Source organism: Enterococcus sp. 3G1_DIV0629, from assembly GCF_002141285.1.
In the GTDB taxonomy this organism is placed as follows: domain Bacteria; phylum Bacillota; class Bacilli; order Lactobacillales; family Enterococcaceae; genus Enterococcus_B; species Enterococcus_B lactis.
The window spans coordinates 114793-137983 of sequence record NZ_NGLI01000002.1 but is presented as its reverse complement, the minus strand read 5'-3'; the positions used below and the strand labels follow the sequence as shown (position 1 = coordinate 137983).

The following is a 23191-nucleotide window of genomic DNA, read 5'->3' as shown; positions in this document are numbered from 1 at the left end:
CGTTTTTCCACGTGCAATTATCAGAAAAATCCGACTTTATTTATTTTTGTTTGAAATATTCTACGTGAATCTGATGTTATAAAAAAAATTTTCTCATTTTTGGCGCTATAGTGAAGAGGTGTTACAGATAAGCACATGTATCTGCGAGACATTGACCAACGAAATATGGAGGGAAGAAACATAATGGAAAATAGACAACTGGTTATTCTGGCAAATTAGCTGTATTCCCCCTGTTTTCCATCTATTTTTCCCACGAGATAAGTGCTGTTATCCTATAAGAGGCAACAAGCGACAATCTAATATTTATGTTTTTTGCTCGGAAAAACGAATTATTTCAGACTTCCCTGAAATAATCGATACGCCTGAAAAATCTCCCTACGTATAATAAAAGTATCAATTAAGTAGGAGGGGATAGGATGAACTGGTACAAAGTGACGGTAGAAGATACATTGAAAAACTATCAAACATCAACAGAAGGCTTGTCGCAAGAAGAACGGCAGAAACGCCTGACTGATCAAGGATATAATGAGATAGAAGCAAGACAGCAGACAAAAAGATGGAAAAAAATAGCAAAACACTTTACTGATCTGCTGATGATCGTGTTGATCATTGCCTCTTTTTTGAAATTTGCTTCGAGCGAATACATCGAAGGAAGTATTATTTTATTCGTAGTGATCGTCAACGGACTCGTTAGTTATTGGCAAGAAAGAAAAGCAGAAGAATCGTTGAATGGTTTGAAGCAGCTGATGGGACAAGAAGCGATAGTACTATCGAACGGGATGCAAGAAAAAATCCCTGCGAAAGAACTAGTAAAAGGAGATGTCATTGTCTTACGTGCCGGAGACGTCGTTCCAGCAGATGTTCGGTTGATCGAAGTACATGATCTACTAGTAGAAGAATCGATTTTGACGGGAGAATCAGAAGCATCTGAAAAAAATCATTCCGTTTTGGCAGCAGAAGAATCAATCGGTGACCAAAAAAATATGGCTTTTTCAGGAACGCTTGTACAATCTGGTTCTGCAGTCGGTGTCGTTGTAGAAACAGGAAACACGACAGAAATCGGTAAAATCAATCAAGCACTGCAATCGGTCGAACAACAAACGACGCCTCTGATCAAGAAGATCAACCGATTGAACAAACAAATTTTTCAAGGCATACTTTGTTTGATCTTGTTCTTAGTTGTTTTTACAACATTCCGCTATGGCATGGATTGGCATATCCTTCTTTCAGCTATGATCGCTTTGGTGGTGTCAATGGTACCCGAAGGATTGCCAGCTGTGTTGACCATGATCCTATCTGTCGGAGTACATGAAATGGCAAAAGAAAAGGCGATCATCAAAGGACTTCCTTCGGTAGAAACATTAGGTTCTATGACAGTGATCTGTTCAGATAAGACAGGGACATTGACAAAAAATGAAATGACAGTTGTGGATGTAGCAGCAAAAGAAGAAACTCGCGTACTGTCTATTATGAAAAATTGTCAGGAATTAAAGACGAAAGAAGAACAGAAAACAGAAAATTTAAGTGGCAATCCGACAGAACTTGCACTGATTCGACACACCGAAACAGCCAATCTACCTTTGAAAAAAATAGAAGCAAAAATTCCGTTCAGCTCTGAATACAAATATATGGCAACGATGCATGCGGAGGAAAAAGGAGCGGTGATTTACGTCAAAGGTGCGCCAGAAGTATTATTGGCTAAATCAACTCTTTCTTCTTCAGAACAAGAAGCATGGGGTCAAACAGCCACAGCGCTTGCGAAAAAAGGTCAGCGTGTTTTAGGATTTGCTTACAAAAAAGTAGATTCGAAACAGGAACTCACGCATGAGTCTTTAACCCAATTAACTTTTGCAGGGATTGCCGGGTTGATCGATCCGCCAAAAGAAAGTGCAGTCAAAGCTGTAAAGGAATGCCAACAAGCAGGAATCTCAGTGAAAATGATTACGGGGGATCACAAAGATACAGCAAAAGCGATTGCGGAACAAATTGGCTTAAAACATACTGCTAAAGTTTTAGAAGGGATCGATTTGGATCTTATGTCTGAAGAAGAGTTGATACGACAAGTACCAAAAGTCGATGTATTTGCTCGAACGACACCAGAACACAAACTGCGAATCGTGAAAGCTTTGCAGAAAAATGGAGAAATCGTTGGAATGACCGGAGACGGCGTAAATGATGCACCTGCTTTGAAAAGAGCCGATATAGGAATCGCTATGGGAATCAAAGGTAGTGAAGTAAGCAAACAGGCAGCTGATATGGTTTTAGGAGATGATAATTTCCATACGATCGCAAAAGCCGTAAAAGAAGGTCGGCGCATTTTGGATAACTTGCAAAAGACCATCAATTTCTTCTTACCAACTGCGTTAGCTCAAGGATTGATCTTGATTTGGGCGCTGATACTGAATCGGCCGCTACCTTTGTCCCCAGTACAGATTTTATGGGTCAATATGGTAACGACAATCACTTTATCTTATGCATTAGGGTTCGAGTCGCCAGATCCAGAAATCATGAAGCGTCCACCAAGAGACCCAAAGCAAGGAATCCTATCAGGTTATCATTTGTTTCGGATCATCTATGTCGCACTACTGATCATGGTTCCTGCCTATTTATTGGCTATGCAATTTGAAGGGCAAAGCTTACAGCAAACCATTCTTCTGCAAAATATCGTCTTAGCTCAAGCTGTTTACATGATCAATTGCAGAGAGTTGTCCAAGCCGTCATTGAACCAAGGTCTTTTGCAAAACAAATCGCTTTTTCTTTCATTGGGTATCCTTGCTTTATTGCAGGGGATGGTTATTTTTCTGCCAATCGGCCAGCAGCTGATCGGTACAGTAAGTTTAACGATGACACAACAGTTATTGATTGGGGCAAATGTGATTCTTCTATTCTTAGTTGTAGAAATAGAAAAAGGGATCATGAATAAACTGTTTCGCAAAAAAGAAAAAACAGCTAGAGAATTCAGTCGCTAGCCGTTACTATAAAAAAGTTTTGAAAGTGAGTTCAGTCAAACGATTGAGCTCATTTTTCGTTGGAATAGAAGAAATGTATACAATAGGGATATCTAGAGAATCCAGCGGGAAATTGGAAATCAAGATATCTGTTTTTTCAAAAGAAATAGTGGAAAGATCGGTTAGTTCGATAGGTAAGAAGCAGACACGTTTTCCTAGATAATCTTTTAATTCCTGCTGCAAGAACGCCTTCCAGGAAGGTTCTCCTTGAAAAATAAAATAGACATTGAACAAATTCGGTTTGATAGAAAAAATCGTTTGTTGGATCAGTAAAGATAAGAGTTGAAGGAAGAAATTCGGTTCATTGATTTCCATTTCTTTTTTTAGATCATTCAGTAAATTCTCTTTCTGCTGATACAAGTGTGCATATTGCTGATCATATGTTTCTAAAAAACGATGGTATTGACGGTCCAATGCTTCAATCAATATCGGCGATTCATGATATTTTAATACGAGGAGAGCCAAGTTATCAGTCAGCGATGTTTTTTTTAGTTGATCAAGAGACAGCTCCAAAGCTAGTTCCTCTACAAAAGTTTCGAAGCGTTCGAAAAATGGAGAATGATGCAAGCATCGAGCAGTTTCTTGTCCATAGTTATTGTTGTAATTCCAACTTTCCAGAAAGCAGAAAGAAGCAAAAGAAAGCTCAGTGTCTTTAAGATAAATACCTTCCGTTAAATACAATTTTTTCAATGCAGAGTCATACAGGGAGGAGAGTGTGCTGTTGATATGGATAGAAGAATCTAATCGGCAATTCGCTTTTATACGGATCGTATTGATAAAGAACCAACATGTTCCGAAAATCTCTTCTGTTTCAACAGCTAGTTCAGTTTGACTGAGGTTTCTTAAAAATTGAAAATAATGGGATTCATGGATCGAATAATCCTCGAAAAAATAGTTGTTATGAGTGAAAGGAATCAGCAATCGATGATAGAAAGTACGAATCGCACGCTCTTTTCCAAGAATACAAGCTGTATATTTCGTCAAATCGATCTGCAAGTCGTAACTTGCTAAACGCTGATTGATTTTAGTCACATGTCTTTTCAATGTTCCATAAGAAAGCCCATGGTCGGCTAGAAAATCAGGGACAGCAACTTTTTTTGTAAAAAGCAGATTTTTCAGCAGTTCGACACTGACTGATTGTTTGAAAAAAATCTCCCAAAGGTCATTTGTTAATAAATTTTGCTGGTTTTGCAAACTGATCCCTGCTTGATCGCTGAGGATGTCCCAGCCTTCGGGCAGCTGAGAGCGAATAGATTGAAGGTCAGAAAAAATCGTTCGTTCGGTTGTCCCTATGATTTCAGCTAATTCATTTACGGTTATCTTTGTATGATTCAGCAATTGTTCGACTAAAGAAACATGCCGTCGAATATCTTTTTCGGTAATGATTTTTTTCATTAGTGAATACATAAATCAGACTCCCTTCTATTCTAAGAATACGGAGAAAATAAACGGTGGTCAAGTTTCATCTGATTTTTCAACCAGTATTCATTTTTCTATTCTTACGTGGTATCTTTGAATAAAGCGAATCAATAAGAAAGAGATGGAAGCAGATGCTAACGAAAAAAGAACTAATCGATTACATCGATGAAACATACAATGTGTCTCCAGAATATATTTTTAAAAAATTTCCTGATTATTGCGTATTCAGACATCAAAAAAGCAAAAAATGGTTTGGGGTACTGATGTCTGTTCCAGAAGAAAAAATCTATGATGATGCAAGTGACCATAGAATCATCGACATCCTTGATTTGAAGGTAGATCCTGAACTTGGCGGAATTTTGCGAGGAAAAGAGGGGTATTTTCCAGCCTATCACATGAATAAAGAACATTGGATCTCTGTTGATCTACGTAAAATAGAAAAACTGGATGAACTAGCAGGTTTGATTGATGGAAGTTTCAAATCAACGCAATGAATTCTAGGAAAAATAGAGAAGAGGTTGTAACAGAAATGTTTAGCTTCAAGAAATAAGAAGGAATTTACGAAAATTGCTTCTCAAATTTTTGGGAAATTTGGGCTTATTTCTGAAGAAGTTACTTCTGGAACACCGTTTATTCGAAAAAAGAGCTGCGACAAGAATTTTGTCCCAGCTCTTTTATTTTTATTTTCCTAAATAAAATTCCCGCATCGTTTTTGCAATCATTTTGATCAAAGGATGATCTTCTGTGAAGCTAGAAGATAAATAAATTGTTCGTGTCAAGGGCAAATCTTTGATTTCCCGCAAGACGAAAGGATCATTTTTATCGTAAGACCAAGAAACTTTTGGGAAAAAGCTAACAGCTAAGCCTTGCTTGACAATAGAACGTAATGTCGCAGGATCATCTGTCGTCGAACTGATCGTCAATTCGATACTTTTCGCTTCAAGTGCTGCATCCAGTGTATGACGGAAGGCATTGCTCTTTGACAGCATCAAGATGGGGGTGCGTTGGATATCTTCTAATTGCAGATGTTCTTTTTTCGCAAGAGGATGTTTCTTAGGAATGGCTACATAAACAGGTTCTTTCATGATAGGAATATTGGTCATGCCAGGCTTCATCTCCGAAGTGATGTACAGTACAGGGTCGGTAATATCATCTGGTAAATGATGTTGCATGATCGTTAATTGGATATCAGGATGCTTTTCCATAAAAATTCGGACTAAGTTCGGAATAGAAACAGAGGCTACTTCTAAATACAAAATGACGGAAGTAACGATCTTCTCATTGACCGAAGACAATAATTTGATTCCTTCTTCTAATGTGTCTAATGTCTTGACTGCATACGGATAGAATTCTTCTGCATAAACAGTTGTCTCAATGTTTCTGCCGCTATGGTAAAACAAAGGGACACCTAATTCGTTTTCCAAATGTTTGATCGCACGGCTCAAGGCAGGTTGAGAAATAAATAATTCTTTGGCTGCTTGGGTAACATTTTTTGTTTCGAACACTTTTTTAAAATACTGTAGATGAAGCAATTTCATAATTATCCATCCCATCCATACCTTTTTGTTATGGTTTTTTCTTTTTTTGGCATTTTTTATTATAGCAGAAATTGACTAAGATAGCAGTGGAAAAAGTAAGTGCTAAGGAGGCGAGGCTCATGAGTACAGGTTTCTTATTTCCTGGGCAAGGCAGTCAGAAGTTAGGGATGTTAGCGGATATCCCTGAAATGTACATGGAACGTTTAGAAAATGTGACGGGGTATCGGTTAGTTGATAAAGAAGAAAACTATCAAGATACGGTTTTTATCCAGCTAGCATTACTGACAAAAGCAGTATTTTATTTAGATGAAATGGAAAAAAACGGTATTCAGCCTGATATTGCAGTAGGACATTCGATCGGTGCTTTTTGTGCAGCTGTTGCTTGTCGATCTTTGACATTTGAGAATGCAGCGGAACTAGTCTATCACCGCGCAGTCTTGATGAAAGAAGCTTATCCAAGCGGTTATGCAATGGGCGTAGTAGTAGGTGTGACGAGAAGCGAAGCAGAGGAAATTGTAGCAAAAACGTTTAATCCTGACCACCCAGTCTATCTGTCAAATGAAAATTGTCCGATGCAACATACGTTATCTGGGAGTATCGAAGGTTTATCCGTTACGTTGGCAGAAGCCAAACGGCACCAAGCGCAAACAGCGAAGCTGCTGAAAGTTCCTGTGCCATCTCACTGTCTCTTGATGAATGATACGGTCAAGAAATTCAAGCCGTATATGCAGTCTGTCCATCTATCTGATGCTAGATGTTTGTATATAAAAAATACGGATGGAAGAGCCACTCAGGACGCAGAAGAGATTCGTAAAGATCTGTTGGAAAACCTAGCTTTCCCTGTGCAATGGAATCAAATGATGGACTTGGCAAAAGAATTAGGAATGGATCTGACGATTGAATTTCCCCCCGGCAATACTTTGACAAAGCTGATTCATACAAAATTTGGTGTAGATAAAGGGATCCGTACGATCAATCTAGACCAACATGGTATTGATGACGCCACGTTTCTATATCAAAAATGGAGATGACTAATTATGGAAAAACCAAACCGCAACTGGGCTTCTAAACGCGAAAAAAAAGCGCAGCGATTGGAAAAAATCAGCAACTTGCTCAATGGCAAGTATGTAGAAACTGAAAAAATCGTAGAAGTAATGGAAAAACTGATTGCTCCCGGCGACAAAGTTGTATTAGAAGGCGACAATCAAAAACAAGCAAGTTTTCTTTCAGAAAGTCTTGAAAAAGTAGATGCAGAAAAAGTGAATGATCTGCATTTGATCATGTCTAGTATCTCACGACCAGAACATTTGAATATTTTTGAAAAAGGAATCGCAAGCAAGATCGATTTCTCTTATGCTGGTGCACAAAGCTTGCGTGTCGCCCAAATGATTGAAGACGGCACAATGAAATTAGGAGATATCCATACTTATTTGGAACTTTATGGACGCTTATTCATCGATTTGATTCCAAATGTTGTTTTAGTAGCTGCAGATAAAGCAGATAAAGACGGCAACTTGTACACAGGCTTCAACACGGAAGAAACACCAACAATCGTCGAAGCTGCAGCTTTCAAAGATGGTATCGTGATCGTTCAAGTCAACGAAGTTGTCGATTCTTTACCACGTGTTGATATCCCTGGTGACTGGGTAGACGTTGTCGTGAAAGCAGATAAACCTTATCAATTAGAAGCTTTATTCACACGAGATCCTCAAAACATCACAGAATTGCAAATCCTAATGGCAATGATGGCAATCAAAGGAATCTACGCAGAACACGGCGTACAATCTTTGAATCACGGTATTGGGTTTAATACAGCAGCTATCGAATTGTTACTGCCAACTTATGGCGAATCACTAGGGTTGAAAGGGAAAATCGCGAAGAACTGGGTATTGAACCCACATCCAACGATGATTCCAGCCATCGAATCAGGTTGGGTTGAAAGCATCCATAGTTTTGGTGGCGAAGTTGGTATGGAAAAATATATTGCTGCTCGCCCCGATGTCTTTTTTGTCGGTAAAGATGGCACGATGCGCAGTAACCGAACATTATCACAAGCTGCAGGACAATATGCCATCGATATGTTTATCGGTTCAACCTTGCAATTAGATTACGAAGGAAACTCTTCTACCGTAACAAAAGGACGTTTATCTGGTTTTGGCGGTGCGCCTAACATGGGACATAATCCTGGCGGTCGTCGTCATTCTACACCAGCATGGCAATCACTTCGCGACAATGATGATCCATTAGGGAAAGGACAAAAATTAGTTGTTCAAATGGTTGAAACATATGGTTCAAATAAAAAACCAGTCTTTGTCGAAGAATTAGATGCATTAGCTGTTCAAAAACAAGCAGGCTTAGCCAATGCTCCAGTGATGATCTATAGCGAAGATACTACACATATCGTGACAGAAGAAGGAATTGCTTATTTGTACAAAGCAAAAACAAAAGAAGAACGACAAGCAGCAATTGCAGCCATCGGCGGTGTCACACCTCTTGGGATGACAAGTACTAAAGAATCACTAGACCGTTTGCGTGCAGCCGGCATCGTGAAATTACCAGAAGATCTAGGCATCAAACGTAGTGAAGCGAAACGTTCATTATTAGCTGCACAAACCATCGATGATTTGATCGAATGGTCAGATGGCCTATATGAACCACCAATGAAATTCAGAACTTGGTCATAAAATTGGCGAGGAAAACCTTTTGTCGCCATTTACCCAGATGGAAGAAGAAAGACGAATAAGCAGAACGTGTATGCTCTGTTTTACAAAAAGGGGAGAGATCCATGGAACAATTAGCTTATAAATATCCAACGAAACAGCCGATCAATAAGAAAATCCATGTAGGAGTGGTCGGTTCAGGTGATTTGGAAATCTTGATGTTTCCAACAGAAAAAAAAGAATCTACTGTAAAAATCTGTACAGGAAGCGATGGCTTCGGCGAAGTATGGAACAACGTATTAACGAGATTTTTTGATCGTTATCCAATTTCAGCAGATATCGTGATCAATGACTTCGGTGCTACACCAGGAGTTGTGTACCTACGATTGACGCAAGCAATGGAGGAACTTTCAGATGAAAAATAGTTTTGTAGAATTAAACGCCAGAGAACGAGTGAACGCTCTACTTGACAATGGACGTGAATTGATTGATCCATTTGATCAAATCATCGCGCCAAGTTTGCCAGCACAAGGAATCGTCCCTGAAAGTGATGACGGGATCGTTGTCAGCCGTGGCACGATCAATGGCAAACAAGCAGTAGTAATCGCTATGGAAGGAAAATTCCAAGGTGGCGGTATCGGTGAAGTTTCCGGTGCAAAAATCGTTGCTGCACTCGAACATGTATTAGAAGAAAACAAAAAAGGAAATGAAATCTTTCCAGTCATCGTACTAGATACAGGCGGTGTTCGTCTGCAAGAAGCGAACTACGGACTGTTATCTATTTCAGAAATCGGAAATGTAATCATTGCTCTAAAACAATATGTACCAGTCATCGGTTTGATTCCAGGACGTGTAGGATCATTTGGCGGTATGTCGATTACTTCAGCATTGATGAGTTATTTGATCGCAACAAAAAAAGCGAGAGTCGGTTTGAATGGACCAGAAGTTATTGAACAAGAAGCAGGTGTTCGAGAATTTGATTCTAGTGACAAAGACTTGATTTGGAATACATTAGGATCTCGTCAACGGGTAGAATCAAAAATCATTGATGAATTAGTGACTGATAGTGTAGAAGCAATCAAAGCTGCTGTCATCGCAGCAATGGACGAACGAAAAGACACGCATCGCAGTGAAAGCTCAGCATTTTATTTATCATTACTTGATTCTTTGGATCTTTCAAAACCAATGTCCATTGACGATTACAATGAAGCAATTGCTAACCATCAAGCAAAATCAATGGGCTTACCAGAAGTAGCAGAAGGAAATGAACCAGCTGCAGCAAGTGTTGGTTACGATTGGTTTGCGGCACTAACTGGCATGAAAAATCCAACTTCTTCTATTAGTACTGTGTATTATGGTAAATCAAGTAAATTCATAGAAGAAGCCATCGTGACATCAATCGTACCTGATCCTAAAAACCCGATGTACCGTGTACGAAACGGTGAAGTTGGTTTAGTTGAAGGTTTCCGCATGGGACAAATTTTGGATCACGTTTACGAAGAAGATAAAGATAAAAAAGTGAAACGGCCAATCGTCGTTGTGATCGATGTACCAAGCCAAGCATACGGCTATAACGAAGAATTAATTGGTATTCATGTGGCTTTGGCTAATAGTGCTGCTGCTTATGCAAAACTCCGTCAAGCTGGACATCCAGTTATTGGATTGATTGCAGGAAATGCTATTTCAGGTGCATTTTTAGCGCATGGATTACAATCAAGCCGCTTGATTGCTTTAAACAATAAAGAAATCACTGTCCAAGCGATGTCTAAAGAAAGTGCTGCACGTGTGACAAAACGTTCGGTTGCTGAAATCGAAGCAGCTGCTGAAAAAGTTCCAGCTATCGCTTACGATATCAATAATTATACAAAACTAGGAGCGATCTATCATTTCCTAGAAGATATCACCGACCAAGCTGCTTCAGAACAAAATGTCAACAAAGTCATCGAAGCAATCAATGAAGCCATTCAAGATGTCCGCAATACAAATGACACGATGCTGACAAATCGATACACGAACGAAACAGCCAAAACATTCGGACGTGTCGAAACAAATAAAGTCCGTGCCAAAATGGACGAAGAATGGGATGCATAAAAAATGATTCAAGCACATGATATTGTTCTTTTTGATAAACATGAAATAGAAAGGTTCCCCTTGCCTGAATGGGTCGTTCTAACTGAAAAGATGTTCGGAACAGTCCGTCGTGCGTCGACAGATCACGCCGAAATACTACCGATTGGATTACGTGGCCCTGCCCGCAATCAGAGATGGGCAACAGAAATCTCAAAACATGCTGTCAAACAAGTCATTCATCCGTGGGACATCATCGAACAAGAATCGTATAGACAAGAGAAAATCATGGATTATCCTGTTTATCAGCAATTTCATGCTGCTAGAAACATATTATCAGGATGCAAGTGGGGAATCGGCGGCAGCTTAGGATTTGAATTATCAACTGGGATTCCGGCAGTAAAAGAAACCAGTGATTTTGATTTGCTGCTGTACGCAGATTCACCGATTGAATTGCCAATTCAGGCAATTCGATCGCATCCTGCTTTTTTTGAGCAATTCGATACCCAAGTAGTGACTCGGCAAGGCGGTTTTTCACTAAAAGAGTATTTGAGAGAGCCAGAGAAAAAAATTCTATTGAAAACAGTCGAAGGACCTAAATTAACCAAAGAACTTTGGTAATAAAGAAAAAGAGAGAGAAAGAGATGTTTGAAAACAAAAAAATCAAAATCAACGTAAGTGACTTCCAGAAAGTATCAGCTGTAACGGCTGTTATGATGCAAACGATATTGAGCTTTGCTTTGGCAAACAGCCACAGCGCAACAAATACAGCTTTTCTTGGTACCTTTTACGTCATCGTTAAATACACAGCACCAATGTTTATTTTTGCAATTGTCTATAATATGGTAAAAACAAGTCAGCATTTGTCTTATTGGGAATTTTTGAAAGAAAAGTTTTTTGAACTAGTCGTTCCGTATCTTCTATGGACGACGGCTTATCTTTGGCTATTTCCAGCAGTCCAACAACAAACTCCGTATACGGATACTGCAAGCTTTTTACTGAAATATGTCACAGGTGATGGAGCGCCTCATTTATGGTATACCGTGATGATGCTGCAGATTCAATTGTTCATGCCGTTTTTTGTTTGGCTCGGTTACAAAGTATTTGCTAATAAAAAATATGTATGGCCAGTATTGATTGGTTCAACGATTTTATATGTTGCATGGTATCTGTTCTATCAAACACAAGTATTGACTGGTCCTTATCATGACAGCTGGTACTTGTTAGATCGGTTTGTTGCTAGTTTCATGATTTACGGGATTTATGGGGTAGCCGCATTTGTTTATCACGAAAAAGTCTATCAATATTTGGACAGAGTACGTTATCTTTTCTTACCTGTTGGCTTAGTTATCGCGTTCTTTTCTGTCCGTTCATTGCTCGCACATCCAGGAGACTTGAGCTTTGCGAATGCGCCTTACTTGAATACGATCCAAAGTTTGTACAGTTTAGTCATCATCTTTGCTGTCTTCATGGGCGCTTCAAAAATGATTGTAAACGATTCGCCAAAATTACCATTGTTTAAATGGTTGTCTGTTTATGCTTACCGTACGTATTTAGCCAATGTATTTGTTTTCCAAGTACTGTTGTTATTGTTTAAAGATAGTTGGCTGCAGTTACCTTCAGGAGTCATGATTCTTGTAGCTTATCTAATGACGGCAAGTTGTGCATTTGCTTTAAGCTGGTTGCTTCACATCATTTGGGTAGCCATCAAAAAAGGTTTCAACAAGTAATAGAAAGAAGGAGTGAGTGTCATGATAAATGACGAACGAAAAAAAGCAGTGACTCAGCAACTCGCTGCGTTGGTAGAGGAAGCATTGCTCGCAGAAGTAACATTAAGCCCAAAACCTGGATTAGTGGATGCACTGGATGCGGGTGCACATTCCGATATGGACTATGCTTTATTTCTTAAGTCTGCGAAGACGCTGACTCCTTTTTTTGAAGAAATGGCTCAAATAGCATGGCAACATGCTATCGATCAGGAGTTAAGAGAAAAGATTGCTGAGATTGGACGGAAAGCGGAAAAAGCAATGTTGATTGCTACAGATGGCATCAATACCCATAAAGGAGCGATTTGGGCAATGGGGCTATTGACCAGTGTGACTGCACAAAAAATCAGTATGGAACAGCCTTTTTCTTTAACGGAAATACTCGGTGATGTCAGCAAGCTTGCTGCTTTTCCTGATACAAAATATCGTCATAAAAAAACCACTCATGGGCATACGGTGAAGCAAAAATACGGCGTAAATGGTGCATATGAAGAAGCAGTGTTGGGTTATCCGCATATCAGGCTTGCAATCCAAGCTGCTAAGGAGCTAGATAATGATTCTGATGTACAGAAACAAATGCATATGTTGTTAGTTTTGATGAGTTCCTTAGATGACACCTGCGTATTGCATCGCAGTGATCAGAAAACGTTAGTGGAAATGCAAAAACTTGCTCATGCTGCTAGTCAAAGTGCTTTACCAAATCGTCCATTTATAGCACTGTTGCACTTTTGTCAGGAAAACCAAATCTCTCCTGGAGGAAGCGCAGATCTTTTGTCTGCTAGCTTGTTCATGCTGAAGATAGAGGAAATATGGACTGCCAACACATATGTCTGTCCGATGTCACTCAATGATTAAATTAAGACAAAACTGCTAAAAAAACAGTTTATGTATCTGGTTATTGACTCTTCTTTTTGGCAAGGCTATGATAAAAATAGTTTTTTGTAATAAAAGATAACGAGGAAGACAATGAAAAAAATCAATTATTTAGCAATCATTTTATTAGTGGGCCTATGTTTGTTTGCTCTGCCGACCCAAGGTTTCGCTATCGCGGGTGGTCATGGCGGCGGAACATCTAGCGGTCGAAGTTCGGGCAGAGGTTCATTTGGCGGTCGTTCATATGGGGGCAGTTATTTTGGCAGTCGTTCTTACGGCAGAGATTCTTATGGGTATTATGGTCCAAGTACAGGTCCTTCTAGTTATGAGCAAACGGGATTTCTTGCATTAGCTGTTTTGTCAGTAGGAGGGGTTTCTGCTTTTTCTATCGTCAAGAATAAAAGACAAAAGAAAAGACTGAAAGCGGAGATATTGTCTCGCATGTCAGGAACGGCTAAAGAAAAGAAAGCACAGTTTCTGGAAATCCAAAAGATATTCATGAAGATCCAATCCGCTTGGGAAGAAGAAACTCCTGAAAAAGCCAGAAGCTGTTATACAGACAAGCTGTTTGCCGAACATCAGAAAGTTCTGCAAAAAAACAAAGCAGACGGTGTAAGAAATCATACCAAAAAAGTAACTATTCAGGAAGTAGGAAATTATCGACAGATCCACGAGAATAGTTTTGCCATCCGAATTGATTTCAGATGCTGTGATTATTTAGTTGATCGAAAAGATGGACGCTTGATCTCAGGAAGTACGACGCAACGACAGTATTTCTCTCAGATATGGTATTTTGATTTTTCTGAGAAAGAAAAAAGATGGCAGGCCGATTTTATTCAGCCGATTATGCTGGATTGACAGGAAATATTTATGAATGGAGCTGTGACAAAAGTCTTGTCGCAGCTCCTTTTTCGAATAAACGGTGTTCCAGAGATAGCCTATCGGCAATAAGGCTGAACATCTCTGTCACAACCTCTCCACTAAATGGTGTTCAAAAGCTTGCATCTTCGGTAATAAGCCCAACCAAACGAAAAATAGGACGCACTATTTTTGTTTGGCTGTTCTTATTACTTGATGTAGGACAGCTTTTTCATGACCTCTTTTTTGTATAGATGGGCAAAATTTTTGTAATAATAGGCGTATGTCTTTTTCGTTGAGAAGTTGAAAAAGCATACGGCTTATTTTTTGTTTGCTATGCTTACTTTCTTTCCACTTCAAGTGGCAGAAATATCTACTTTTTATTATGTAAGCGGAACCATATACTTGAAATCAGAAGGAGATCATTTCTATGAAAACAAGAACAATTGAAATACTTCACAGAATCATGACAGCCCAATATCCAGTAAAAGCGGAACATCTAGCAGATGAGTTCAATGTCAGTCAGCGGACAATCCGTCAGGAAGTTCTTGAAGCGAATATCTGGTTGAGCAGTAAAAAGCTTCCGGAAATCAGAACAATTCGCAACAAAGGTTTTTTGTTGAAACTGGAGAATGACAAGCAAGTTCGATTAGAAACTGAAATAAAAGATGTGAAAGACGGCTTTTTGAATCGGCGGGAACGTATTTTTGATTTAGTTTTAGCCATTGCTTACAGCCGAAACCCGATCCATCTAAACAAAAAAGAAGAAGAATTTCAAATCTCTAAAAGTACGTTAGATGAAGATATGAGACGATTACGAGCAACACTGGTCAGTTATGGAATCGAGATCGTTAGTTATGGAAAGCAGGGACTGGTTTATAAAGGTTCAGAACGATCTATCCGTACGATGATCTATGATTTTATCAATCAGAATCTGGGGATGACCGACTTCTTTATGAATCAAGATGCACAACTAACACCGGCTCAAAAAATCTTTTTTCATTATTTTCCTTTGGTGGAAATCAAAAAAATAGAGGAGATCTATTCCAATAAGTTGTTAAAACAAGAGGATGATATTTATAAAAAGCAAATTCTGCTTTTTACATTGATCTGGATCCAGCGAATCAGGAAACATGAATTCATCTCTGCCATTAATTGGAAAAATACAGAAATAAAAGACAGCAGCTTCTCTGCATTTATTGACTACATGATCACGGAATTTCAATTGGACAATGTCCCACAAGTAGAAAGAAATTATCTTCGTTTCACTATCGAGACGTTCAATGCTAGAGATATCTCCAATTCGATTGAGTGGGTACAAGCTCAACTACTAACGATCCAATTGATCCAATTTGTAGAGAACGAGACACACATACCTTTTCATCTAAAAGAAGAAGCTTTATTCGAAAATCTCTATAAACACATGGCTGCACTAATCATAAGAATCAAGCATGCTATTCAAGTCATGAATCCATTGAAAGAAAACATCCGAACAAATTATTTTCCAATCCACCGCGCAGTCACTCATTTTGTTCCTACGATCGAAGAAGTAATTGGCGGCAAGATACTGGAGGACGAGATAGCTTTTCTTGTCATCCACTTTTCGACGATTGCCAGTGTGATCAAGCGAGACCTGAATTATGTTTATCAATCAGTTGTTGTCTGTAATCACGGCATGGCTACCGGGAATCTGTTAGCAGAAAATCTGAAAGAAAAATTTCCTCAAATCGAGATTACTGCAGTTTTAAGTTCAAAAGAAATCGAATTAGTGGATAAACTGGATGTCGATCTGGTTTTCAGCACCTTTCAATTGAATTATCGAAATAAGCCGCTTTTAGTTGTCGATCCAATTTTGACTGAGACGAATATTTTAGTTATAGAAGACTTTTTGAAAAGAAATGAAGAACTGCAGCGGTTAAAACCTAACAGTCATGAATCGACGCAGTTATTCACTCAAATAATCGGTGTCATGGAAGAAAGTGGTGGCCGAGTGGACCGCATCATCTATGGCAAGTTGGAAAAATTATTTGAAATAAACAATCTAGAAATCAACAAAAGGGAGATCCAGCCTATGTTAAAAGATATTTTGACGGACAGCAATATCATGATCAAAGAAAAAGCCGCTACTTGGGAGGAATCAATTGAACTAGCTGCTAAACCATTGGTCAAAGAAAACATTGTTGAAGAACGCTATGTCGAAGCGATGATTCGTGCAGTGAATGAATACGGGCCATATATCGTGATTGGCAAACACATGGCGCTAGCCCATGCTCGACCAGAAGATGGGGTCAATAAGTTAGGAGTCAGCGTAGCTACGATTGAGCAACCAATCGATTTCGGTAATCCTGAAATGGATCCAGTAAAGATTATTTTTTGTTTAGCGGCAGTAGATTCCTACTCGCATCTGAACATCATGAAAGAACTGATCGAACTGATCAATAATGAAGAGAAGTTGGATCGATTGATCGAGTGCACAAATGTTGAAGATTTCAAACAACTGCTTTTTCAGTAGTTGAGAAATAATAAATGATACGGGGGAGAACAAAGATGAACAAATTGAACATTTTATTCGTATGCGGCGCAGGTTTAGGAAGCAGTTTTGCAGCACAGATGTCTGCTGAGGATGTTTTGAACAAATTAGGAGTAGAAGCCAAACTGGACCATTGTGATATTTCTTCTGCAGTGTCCATGAAACCAGATGTGATCATCACAGCAGAAAATTTTCGCTCGCAGTTCGAAAAATTCTCAGTCGATCCTAAAACAGCGATGATCTATTTGAAAAATATTGTCTCGAAAAATGAAATTGAAGAAAAAATCACCCCAGTTCTACAAGATAAGGGAGTTATCTAAATAAAAAAGAAAAGAGGATAAAAACATGGGCGTTATCAATTTTATCATCGAAAATATTTTGACTCAGGCATCGATCACCATTGCATTGATTGCTATGTTGGGTCTACTGCTGCAGAAGAAATCAGCAGGACAAGTCATTTCTGGCACGTTAAAGACACTCCTAGGATTCCAAGTGTTGAGTGCCGGTTCGAGTATCATTGTTGGAAGTTTAACTTATTTCGGGAAAATTTTTACTGAAGGATTCCATATGCAAGGAATCATCCCTTCTATTGAGTCTATCAATGGGCAAGCAATGAATGATTTAGGTTTAGGTAGAGATATTGCACTGACGTTCTTAGCCATTTTTGTATTCAATATTATTTTGGCTCGTTTCACAAAATGGAAGTACATTTTTCTAACTGGTCAAGCCATTTTATGGATGGCGACGATGACGACGGTCTTTGGTTATTTCGCCGGTCTGCGAGGGATCGTATTGATCTTAGTCGGTGGTTTTATCGGAGCTTGTTTCGCCATTGCTATGCCAGCAGTAGCGCAACCAATTATACGTAAGATTACAGGATCGAATGATATTGCTTTAGGGCATTTTTGTACGATTGGATACTTATTTGAAGCTGGCGTGGCTAAGCTTTTTGGTGAGAAAGGTGAAAATAAAAAATCGATTGAAGAGATCAAATTGCCCACGCATTTCGAGTTTCTGCAAGATACGTATTTGTCTGTCATGGTCGTGATGGTCCCACTATATATCATCACTGTTTTGTTTGCAGGTGAACCATTCGCTTCTGAATTATCAGGAGATCAAAACTATATCATGTTTGCCTTTTTACAAGCCATCCAATTCGTAGTGGGTGTGTATGTATTGCTAGCTGGTGTACGTCTACTGTTAGGTGAAATCGTGCCGGCATTTCGAGGGATAGCAATGAAATTAGTTCCTGATGCGATTCCTGCCTTAGATTGTCCAGTTTTCTTTCCCTATAGCCCAAATGCTGTTATTTTAGGTTTCATTACGACAACAATCGGTACGATTATTGCCATGTTCACTTTGCCGATGTTCGGCTTAGCGATGATTTTACCAGGTATGCTAACGAATTTCTTTGCCGGAGGAACAGCGGGGATATTTGGTAACGCAGTTGGCGGACGTCGAGGAGCGATCATTGGCGGTATTGCTCATGGCTTCTTTATTACATTATTGCCTGCTTTGCTAGTAACGATCTTTAATTCGATGGGATTCATCAATGCTACAGCAACCGATGTAGATACAGTAGCCGCCGCACTCTTATATGCCTGGATCTTAAGCCCAATTTTGAAAGCATTTTAATTGAAAGTAGGGAAAATGATGTTCGGATTTTTTAAGAAAAAAGAAAATGAACCAAAAAAAAGATCGATAAAAGAGGAAAAAGTCCTCTCGCCAGAAGCGACCGAAAAGATTCAATCAGAGATTACACAATTAAATCAAGAGATTTCAACGACCCAAGAGAAGCCCAAATTAGCGGAACTTTATGAACAAGTTGGACTTAAATTTTCTGAATTGTATGAGAACGATCAAGCCATCCAATATTTAGAAAAGAGCTTGGAAAATAAACAGACGATCGGAGATGGGTATAAAAAACTGATGAGCCTCTATAATCAGAAGCGTGCAGATGCTGCTCGTGCGGGTGATGATCAAGGGATCGATTACTACATGGGCAAAATGGATGAGATGCGACAAATTGCAAAACAAGTAACGATCAAAGGAAACAAATAAAAAGATAAGGTGGCAATAAAAGATGTATACAACATTGAAAGAAGTAACAAAAACAGCAGAAGAGTTGAATTTTACAGTTGGAGCTTTTAATACGCATAACCTAGAAATGCTTCCTGCTATGCTAGGCGCAGCAAAAGAAATGGGTTCGCCGATCATTATTCAAACAAGTGTCGACACCGCAAAATATATTGGCATGCATGTGTTAGTCAATGTAATGACAGCTATTGCAGAAGAAGAAATGGTTGATGCAGTCTTGCACTTAGACCACGCCCGAGACTTTGATGATATCAAAGAAGCAATCGATAGCGGATATACTTCTGTCATGTATGACGGGTCCCATCTGCCTTTCAAAGAAAATATCTTGAAAACGAAAGCAGTGGTAGAATATGCCCATGCACACGGTGTTTCCGTAGAAGGAGAACTTGGAACGATCGGCGGTACAGAAGAAGGAATCCATGTCGCTGAAAATGACAAGGTATATACAAGACCGGAAGACGCAGTGAAATTTGTAGAAGCTACAGGTGTGGATGCATTAGCTATTGCTATCGGTACGAATCATGGACAATTCAAATCAAAAACAGAAGTGAACATTCCCTTGCTGAAAGAAATCGATGCAGTAGTTGATGTTCCCCTCGTTATCCATGGCGGAACAGGTGTGAAAGAAGAAGATTATCCCGAATTGATCAATAACGGGATCCGCAAATTCAATGTTGGAACGGAGCTTTTAGTCAACTGGACAAAAGTGGCTAAAGGAACCTTTAGTGAAACAGAAATCAACAAGTCTCTTCGCCATAATGTGATTCCAGCAAATGAAGCAGTAAAAGAAATTGTCAAGCATAAGATTGGACTGTTTATGAACTTGGAAAGTCCAATTAACTTAGGAAACAAATGAGATGAAAAAGTATTTCATTCTTCTAGCTGGTAGTCCTGGTACAGGAAAAACATATCTTATAAATAAACTACGGGAACGATTTCCAGATATGTATGCCATCACGCTCGATGAAATCAAGGAATATTATGCAGAATCCATCGGTTTTAACAACTTGGAAGAACGGGCGGAACAAGAAAGGACGAAAGTTTATCCTTTCTATTACAAAGCACTTGATCTGTATATGGAAGCAGGAAAGAAAGTGATTGTGTCCGAGTATCCTTTTAGTGATAAGCAAAAAACTCGACTCCAAGAATTAGCAGAAAAATACGGATATCAGGTAATGACGATTCGCCTAACAGCAGATTTTGAAGTGTTATGGCAACGTCGGTACAAACGTGATCGTGAACCAGATCGTCACTTGAGCTATATCATGGATCATTATCACTATGGCGACATATTGGAAGATCGATCGAAAGGGACGAACCATATTACGAAAGAAGCATTCAAAAAGATCATCACTGACCGAAAATATGATGAATTTCAGTTAGGAACACTATATGAATTTGATGTAACAGACTATACTCAAGTGGATTACACTCCACTATTGGATAAATTAGAAAAAGAAATCAATGACAATAAGTAACGAAGAAATGGTTTGATAGTGACAGATAATAAAGACAGGCGGCTCTTCTCTTGAGGTTGTGAAAAAGCTGTCCTGCATCAAGTAATAAGAACAGCCAAACGAAAAATAGCTCCTCCTATTTTTCGTTTGGTTGGGCTTATTACCGTAGATGCAAGCTTTTGAACATCGTTTATTCACAGCCCCAGAGGAGTCGAATGCCTTTTTGTTCTAAAATGTTTTTTTAATATTCTTTTATTTATTGCCGATTTCCTTGTGTTTATTTGCCGTAATTAGGTCAGTCTTCTATACTTGATTACATAGTCATACATTTGCTGAAAAGAAGGGAAGAGAATGAATAACAAGTTGGCTCAATACAAAAGACTGCTCGCACTTTCTCAAGCTGGTCTGTATTATGGAAAAGATGTATTCGATAAAGAACGATTTGAAGAGATTCGGACGATCTCATTGGAATTGATCAGTGAAATAGGAAAAGAAACTTTCGAAGAAATAAAAGCACTTACAGTTATTGAAGAAGGTCATCCCACACCAAAAGTCGATGTTCGTGCCTATATCAAAAAGGACGGCAAGATCCTACTAATCGAAGATAAACGGACGAGAGAATGGTCACTGCCAGGCGGATTTGCCGAAATAGGTTTGTCCCCTGAAGAAAATGTGCGTAAAGAAGTCTATGAAGAAACGGGTTTAACAGTAGAATCTACTCAGCTGCGAGCGGTTTTTGATACGAATAAACAAAAAGATATTCCGCAGCTTTTTCAGTATTATAAGCTTGTTTTTGCTTGTACGATCCACGACGAAGATGCAAAATTTATTGAGAACAATGAAACTTCCGATATGGGATTTTTTAGTATAGAAGAGCTGCCAAAGCTATCAGAAAAACGAACAACAAAGAAGCAGTTGCTTATTTTAGAAAACAAAAACCAGCTCTATTGCGATTAAGTTTTTTTCGTAAAAGAAGAAAGCTGTTTACTCTGCGAGTTCTCTAAAAAGAACTCGTTCTTTTATTAAAAAATAGTTGCATTTGCAACAAAAAGAGGTAAACTAGTCTTACAAACAAAATAAAGGTGGGGTGAAATGGCTGAAATTCTTCGAGACATCGGAATGATTGCCCGAGCGCTGGATTCTATCAGCAACATCGAATTCAAAGAAGTTGATTTAACAAGAGGGCAGTATCTTTATTTAGTACGTATTTGCGAAAATCCAGGAATCATCCAAGAAAAACTAGCAGAAATGATCAAAGTAGATCGTACAACGACTGCACGAGCAATCAAGAAATTAGAATCCAATGGGATGATCGAACGTTTGGAAGATAAAGAAAATAAAAAAATCAAGAAACTCTATCCGACTAAAAAAGGAGCAGAAATCTATCCTTTCATCATCCGAGAAAACAACTACTCTAATGCAGTCGCATTAAATGGTCTGTCTGACGAGGAAGCAAAACAATTGGAATATCTTTTAAAGAAAGTATGCAAGAATGTTAGCGAAGATTGGAATTTTGTCAAAAAAGGTAATAAAAGGATCTATTGAAAGGAAGAAGCCGTGAATAAATACGAAATTCGAAAAATGACGCCTTCAGATGTAGACTTACTACAACAAATCAGTATCGAAACATTTACAGATACATTTGGAAAAGATAATTCGCCGGAGCATCTAACTGCTTACTTGAGACAAGCTTATGCGCCAGAAAAACTTACAGAAGAGCTAAAAGATAAAGAAACCGATTTTTTACTAGTAAGTATCGACCAAGAGCCTGCGGGTTACCTGAAACTAAATATAGGAACGAGTCAATCTGAGGAAATGGATGATCATTTTTTAGAGATCGAGCGAATCTATGTACGAAAAAAATTTAAACATCAAGGTATCGGTACATTTTTACTAGATACAGCTATCAAAAAAGCAAAAGAAAAGCAAAAAACAGCCATTTGGCTCGGTGTGTGGGAACACAACGATGCTGCGCTCGCTTTCTATCGCAAAAGAGGATTTACCAAGTACAGCGAACATGTTTTTTATATGGGAGATGATCCCCAAACAGACTATCTATTTATCAAACAATTATTCTAATCAAGAGGTGTAAACATATGAAAAAAGTAATAGTGGATGCCGATTTCTGGGAAGTATTTCCTGAAGCAACCATCGAAATCTTATCCGTGAGTGGTATCGATAATCACGTAACAGAAGAAAATGAAGAAACGTATCATCAATTATTGAATAGCGCGGCAAAAGAAGCAAGAAATTACCTTACGGAAGAAACATTCAGCCAAAACGAAGTCATTGCTCAGTGGCGTCAGGCTTTTACCACATTCAAGACTAAAAAAGGTGCACGTTCTTCTATTGAAGCTTTACTGAAACGTGCAAATCAAGAACGGGAATTTTTCCCAATCAATCCGCTTGTAGATATTTATAATAGTATTTCCTTGTCTTTTGGCGTACCTTGCGGCGGAGAAGATATCGAAAAGATTTCAGGAAATCTGCATCTAGGAAAAGCCCAAGGTGGCGAATCATTCCTGCCTTTAGGTGCAGATTCCGATGCTCCGGCACTTCCAGAAGAAATCATCTACTATGATGAACAAGGAGCAATCTGTCGCTGTCTCAACTGGCGTGAAGCCCAAAGAACGATGCTGACGGAAGAAACGCAAGCAGCGGTGCTGGTCATTGAATCTATCAATGCTGAACAAGCGGCACGCGGCGCACAGGCAATCGAAGCGTTGAAGGAAAAAATTGATCAAACATTTGGCGTGACCAGTGTCAGACACACACTAACCAAAGATGAATCAGAAGCAGAATTATAAAAGAATCGAAAAAAGAAGAGCGGCATTCATTGCCGTTCTTTTTTTGTAAAAAAAGTTTGTGGAGGAAAGCAAGTCTAGAAACTATTGCTTTATTTTTCTTGAATAGGATCA

At 38.9% G+C, this 23191-nt stretch carries 22 protein-coding genes; 20 read left to right on the top strand and 2 right to left on the bottom strand.

Annotated elements, in window-relative coordinates; genetic code table 11:
• Positions 1–416: 416 nt before the first annotated feature.
• Entirely contained in the window at positions 417–2969 is a 2553-nt protein-coding gene (locus tag A5816_RS09420) for an HAD-IC family P-type ATPase (RefSeq protein WP_086311219.1), read from the top strand.
• A gap of 6 nt (positions 2970–2975) precedes the next feature.
• On the opposite strand, the gene A5816_RS09415 is transcribed toward A5816_RS09420, so the two are convergent.
• Positions 2976–4415: a helix-turn-helix domain-containing protein gene (locus A5816_RS09415; RefSeq protein WP_086311218.1), complete on the bottom strand. Its 1440-nt coding sequence runs from the start codon at positions 4413–4415 to the stop codon at positions 2976–2978.
• A 143-nt stretch (positions 4416–4558) separates the two neighbouring features.
• Here A5816_RS09415 and A5816_RS09410 point away from each other — a divergent pair, with 143 nt between their 5' ends.
• Positions 4559–4921, top strand: coding sequence for an MmcQ/YjbR family DNA-binding protein (locus A5816_RS09410; RefSeq protein WP_086311217.1), 363 nt, complete (start codon positions 4559–4561; stop codon positions 4919–4921).
• A gap of 186 nt (positions 4922–5107) precedes the next feature.
• Here A5816_RS09410 and A5816_RS09405 read toward each other — a convergent pair whose 3' ends face one another.
• Complete coding sequence (locus A5816_RS09405) at positions 5108–5965, bottom strand: LysR family transcriptional regulator (protein WP_002287551.1); 858 nt, start codon at positions 5963–5965, stop codon at positions 5108–5110.
• A 119-nt stretch (positions 5966–6084) separates the two neighbouring features.
• On the opposite strand from A5816_RS09405, the gene A5816_RS09400 reads away from it, so the two are divergent.
• From A5816_RS09400 to A5816_RS09305, 18 genes are all read left to right on the top strand, one after another.
• Positions 6085–6996 carry an ACP S-malonyltransferase gene (locus tag A5816_RS09400; RefSeq protein ID WP_086311216.1) on the top strand — a complete coding sequence of 304 codons (912 nt, stop codon included), beginning with the start codon at positions 6085–6087 and terminating at the stop codon, positions 6994–6996.
• 6 nt (positions 6997–7002) lie between these two features.
• A complete protein-coding gene (gene mdcA, locus A5816_RS09395) occupies positions 7003–8649 on the top strand; it encodes a malonate decarboxylase subunit alpha (RefSeq protein ID WP_002375084.1) in 1647 nt (548 codons plus the stop codon).
• 101 nt (positions 8650–8750) lie between these two features.
• Positions 8751–9050, top strand: a complete 300-nt coding sequence (locus A5816_RS09390) for a malonate decarboxylase subunit delta (RefSeq protein WP_002292523.1) — start codon at positions 8751–8753, stop codon at positions 9048–9050.
• Positions 9040–10716, top strand: coding sequence for a biotin-independent malonate decarboxylase subunit beta (gene mdcD, locus A5816_RS09385; protein WP_086311215.1), 1677 nt, complete (start codon positions 9040–9042; stop codon positions 10714–10716). The genes A5816_RS09390 and mdcD overlap by 11 nt, the downstream gene beginning before the upstream one ends.
• Before the next feature lie 3 nt (positions 10717–10719).
• The gene (locus A5816_RS09380) at positions 10720–11313 is read left to right on the top strand and encodes a malonate decarboxylase holo-ACP synthase (protein ID WP_002342793.1); all 594 of its coding nucleotides are present in this window, start codon (positions 10720–10722) and stop codon (positions 11311–11313) included.
• A gap of 23 nt (positions 11314–11336) precedes the next feature.
• The gene (locus A5816_RS09375) at positions 11337–12422 is read left to right on the top strand and encodes an acyltransferase (RefSeq protein WP_010731850.1); all 1086 of its coding nucleotides are present in this window, start codon (positions 11337–11339) and stop codon (positions 12420–12422) included.
• Between the two features lie 21 nt (positions 12423–12443).
• Complete coding sequence (gene mdcB / locus A5816_RS09370) at positions 12444–13313, top strand: triphosphoribosyl-dephospho-CoA synthase MdcB (protein WP_086311214.1); 870 nt, start codon at positions 12444–12446, stop codon at positions 13311–13313.
• Positions 13314–13424: 111 nt separating this feature from the next.
• The gene (locus A5816_RS09365) at positions 13425–14189 is read left to right on the top strand and encodes a TIM44-like domain-containing protein (protein ID WP_086311213.1); all 765 of its coding nucleotides are present in this window, start codon (positions 13425–13427) and stop codon (positions 14187–14189) included.
• 430 nt (positions 14190–14619) lie between these two features.
• Positions 14620–16701 carry a PTS sugar transporter subunit IIA gene (locus A5816_RS09355; protein ID WP_038398400.1) on the top strand — a complete coding sequence of 694 codons (2082 nt, stop codon included), beginning with the start codon at positions 14620–14622 and terminating at the stop codon, positions 16699–16701.
• A 35-nt stretch (positions 16702–16736) separates the two neighbouring features.
• Entirely contained in the window at positions 16737–17039 is a 303-nt protein-coding gene (locus A5816_RS09350) for a PTS sugar transporter subunit IIB (RefSeq protein WP_002292534.1), read from the top strand.
• A 25-nt stretch (positions 17040–17064) separates the two neighbouring features.
• Positions 17065–18354 (top strand): PTS sugar transporter subunit IIC, encoded by a 1290-nt coding sequence (locus A5816_RS09345; RefSeq protein ID WP_002315985.1) that lies wholly within the window; start codon positions 17065–17067, stop codon positions 18352–18354.
• An 18-nt stretch (positions 18355–18372) separates the two neighbouring features.
• Positions 18373–18780, top strand: a complete 408-nt coding sequence (locus tag A5816_RS09340) for a hypothetical protein (protein ID WP_010731855.1) — start codon at positions 18373–18375, stop codon at positions 18778–18780.
• A 22-nt stretch (positions 18781–18802) separates the two neighbouring features.
• Complete coding sequence (locus tag A5816_RS09335) at positions 18803–19672, top strand: class II fructose-bisphosphate aldolase (RefSeq protein ID WP_002310673.1); 870 nt, start codon at positions 18803–18805, stop codon at positions 19670–19672.
• Position 19673: 1 nt separating this feature from the next.
• Positions 19674–20294 (top strand): zeta toxin family protein, encoded by a 621-nt coding sequence (locus A5816_RS09330; protein ID WP_086311212.1) that lies wholly within the window; start codon positions 19674–19676, stop codon positions 20292–20294.
• Between the two features lie 330 nt (positions 20295–20624).
• Positions 20625–21230, top strand: a complete 606-nt coding sequence (locus A5816_RS09320) for an NUDIX hydrolase N-terminal domain-containing protein (RefSeq protein WP_002375066.1) — start codon at positions 20625–20627, stop codon at positions 21228–21230.
• A gap of 135 nt (positions 21231–21365) precedes the next feature.
• A complete protein-coding gene (locus A5816_RS09315; RefSeq protein WP_002292540.1) occupies positions 21366–21818 on the top strand; it encodes a MarR family winged helix-turn-helix transcriptional regulator in 453 nt (150 codons plus the stop codon).
• A gap of 36 nt (positions 21819–21854) precedes the next feature.
• On the top strand, positions 21855–22352 hold the full coding sequence (locus tag A5816_RS09310) for a GNAT family N-acetyltransferase (protein ID WP_002375064.1): 498 nt from the start codon (positions 21855–21857) through the stop codon (positions 22350–22352).
• Between the two features lie 17 nt (positions 22353–22369).
• A complete protein-coding gene (locus A5816_RS09305; RefSeq protein WP_002375062.1) occupies positions 22370–23080 on the top strand; it encodes a B3/4 domain-containing protein in 711 nt (236 codons plus the stop codon).
• Positions 23081–23191: the final 111 nt, after the last annotated feature.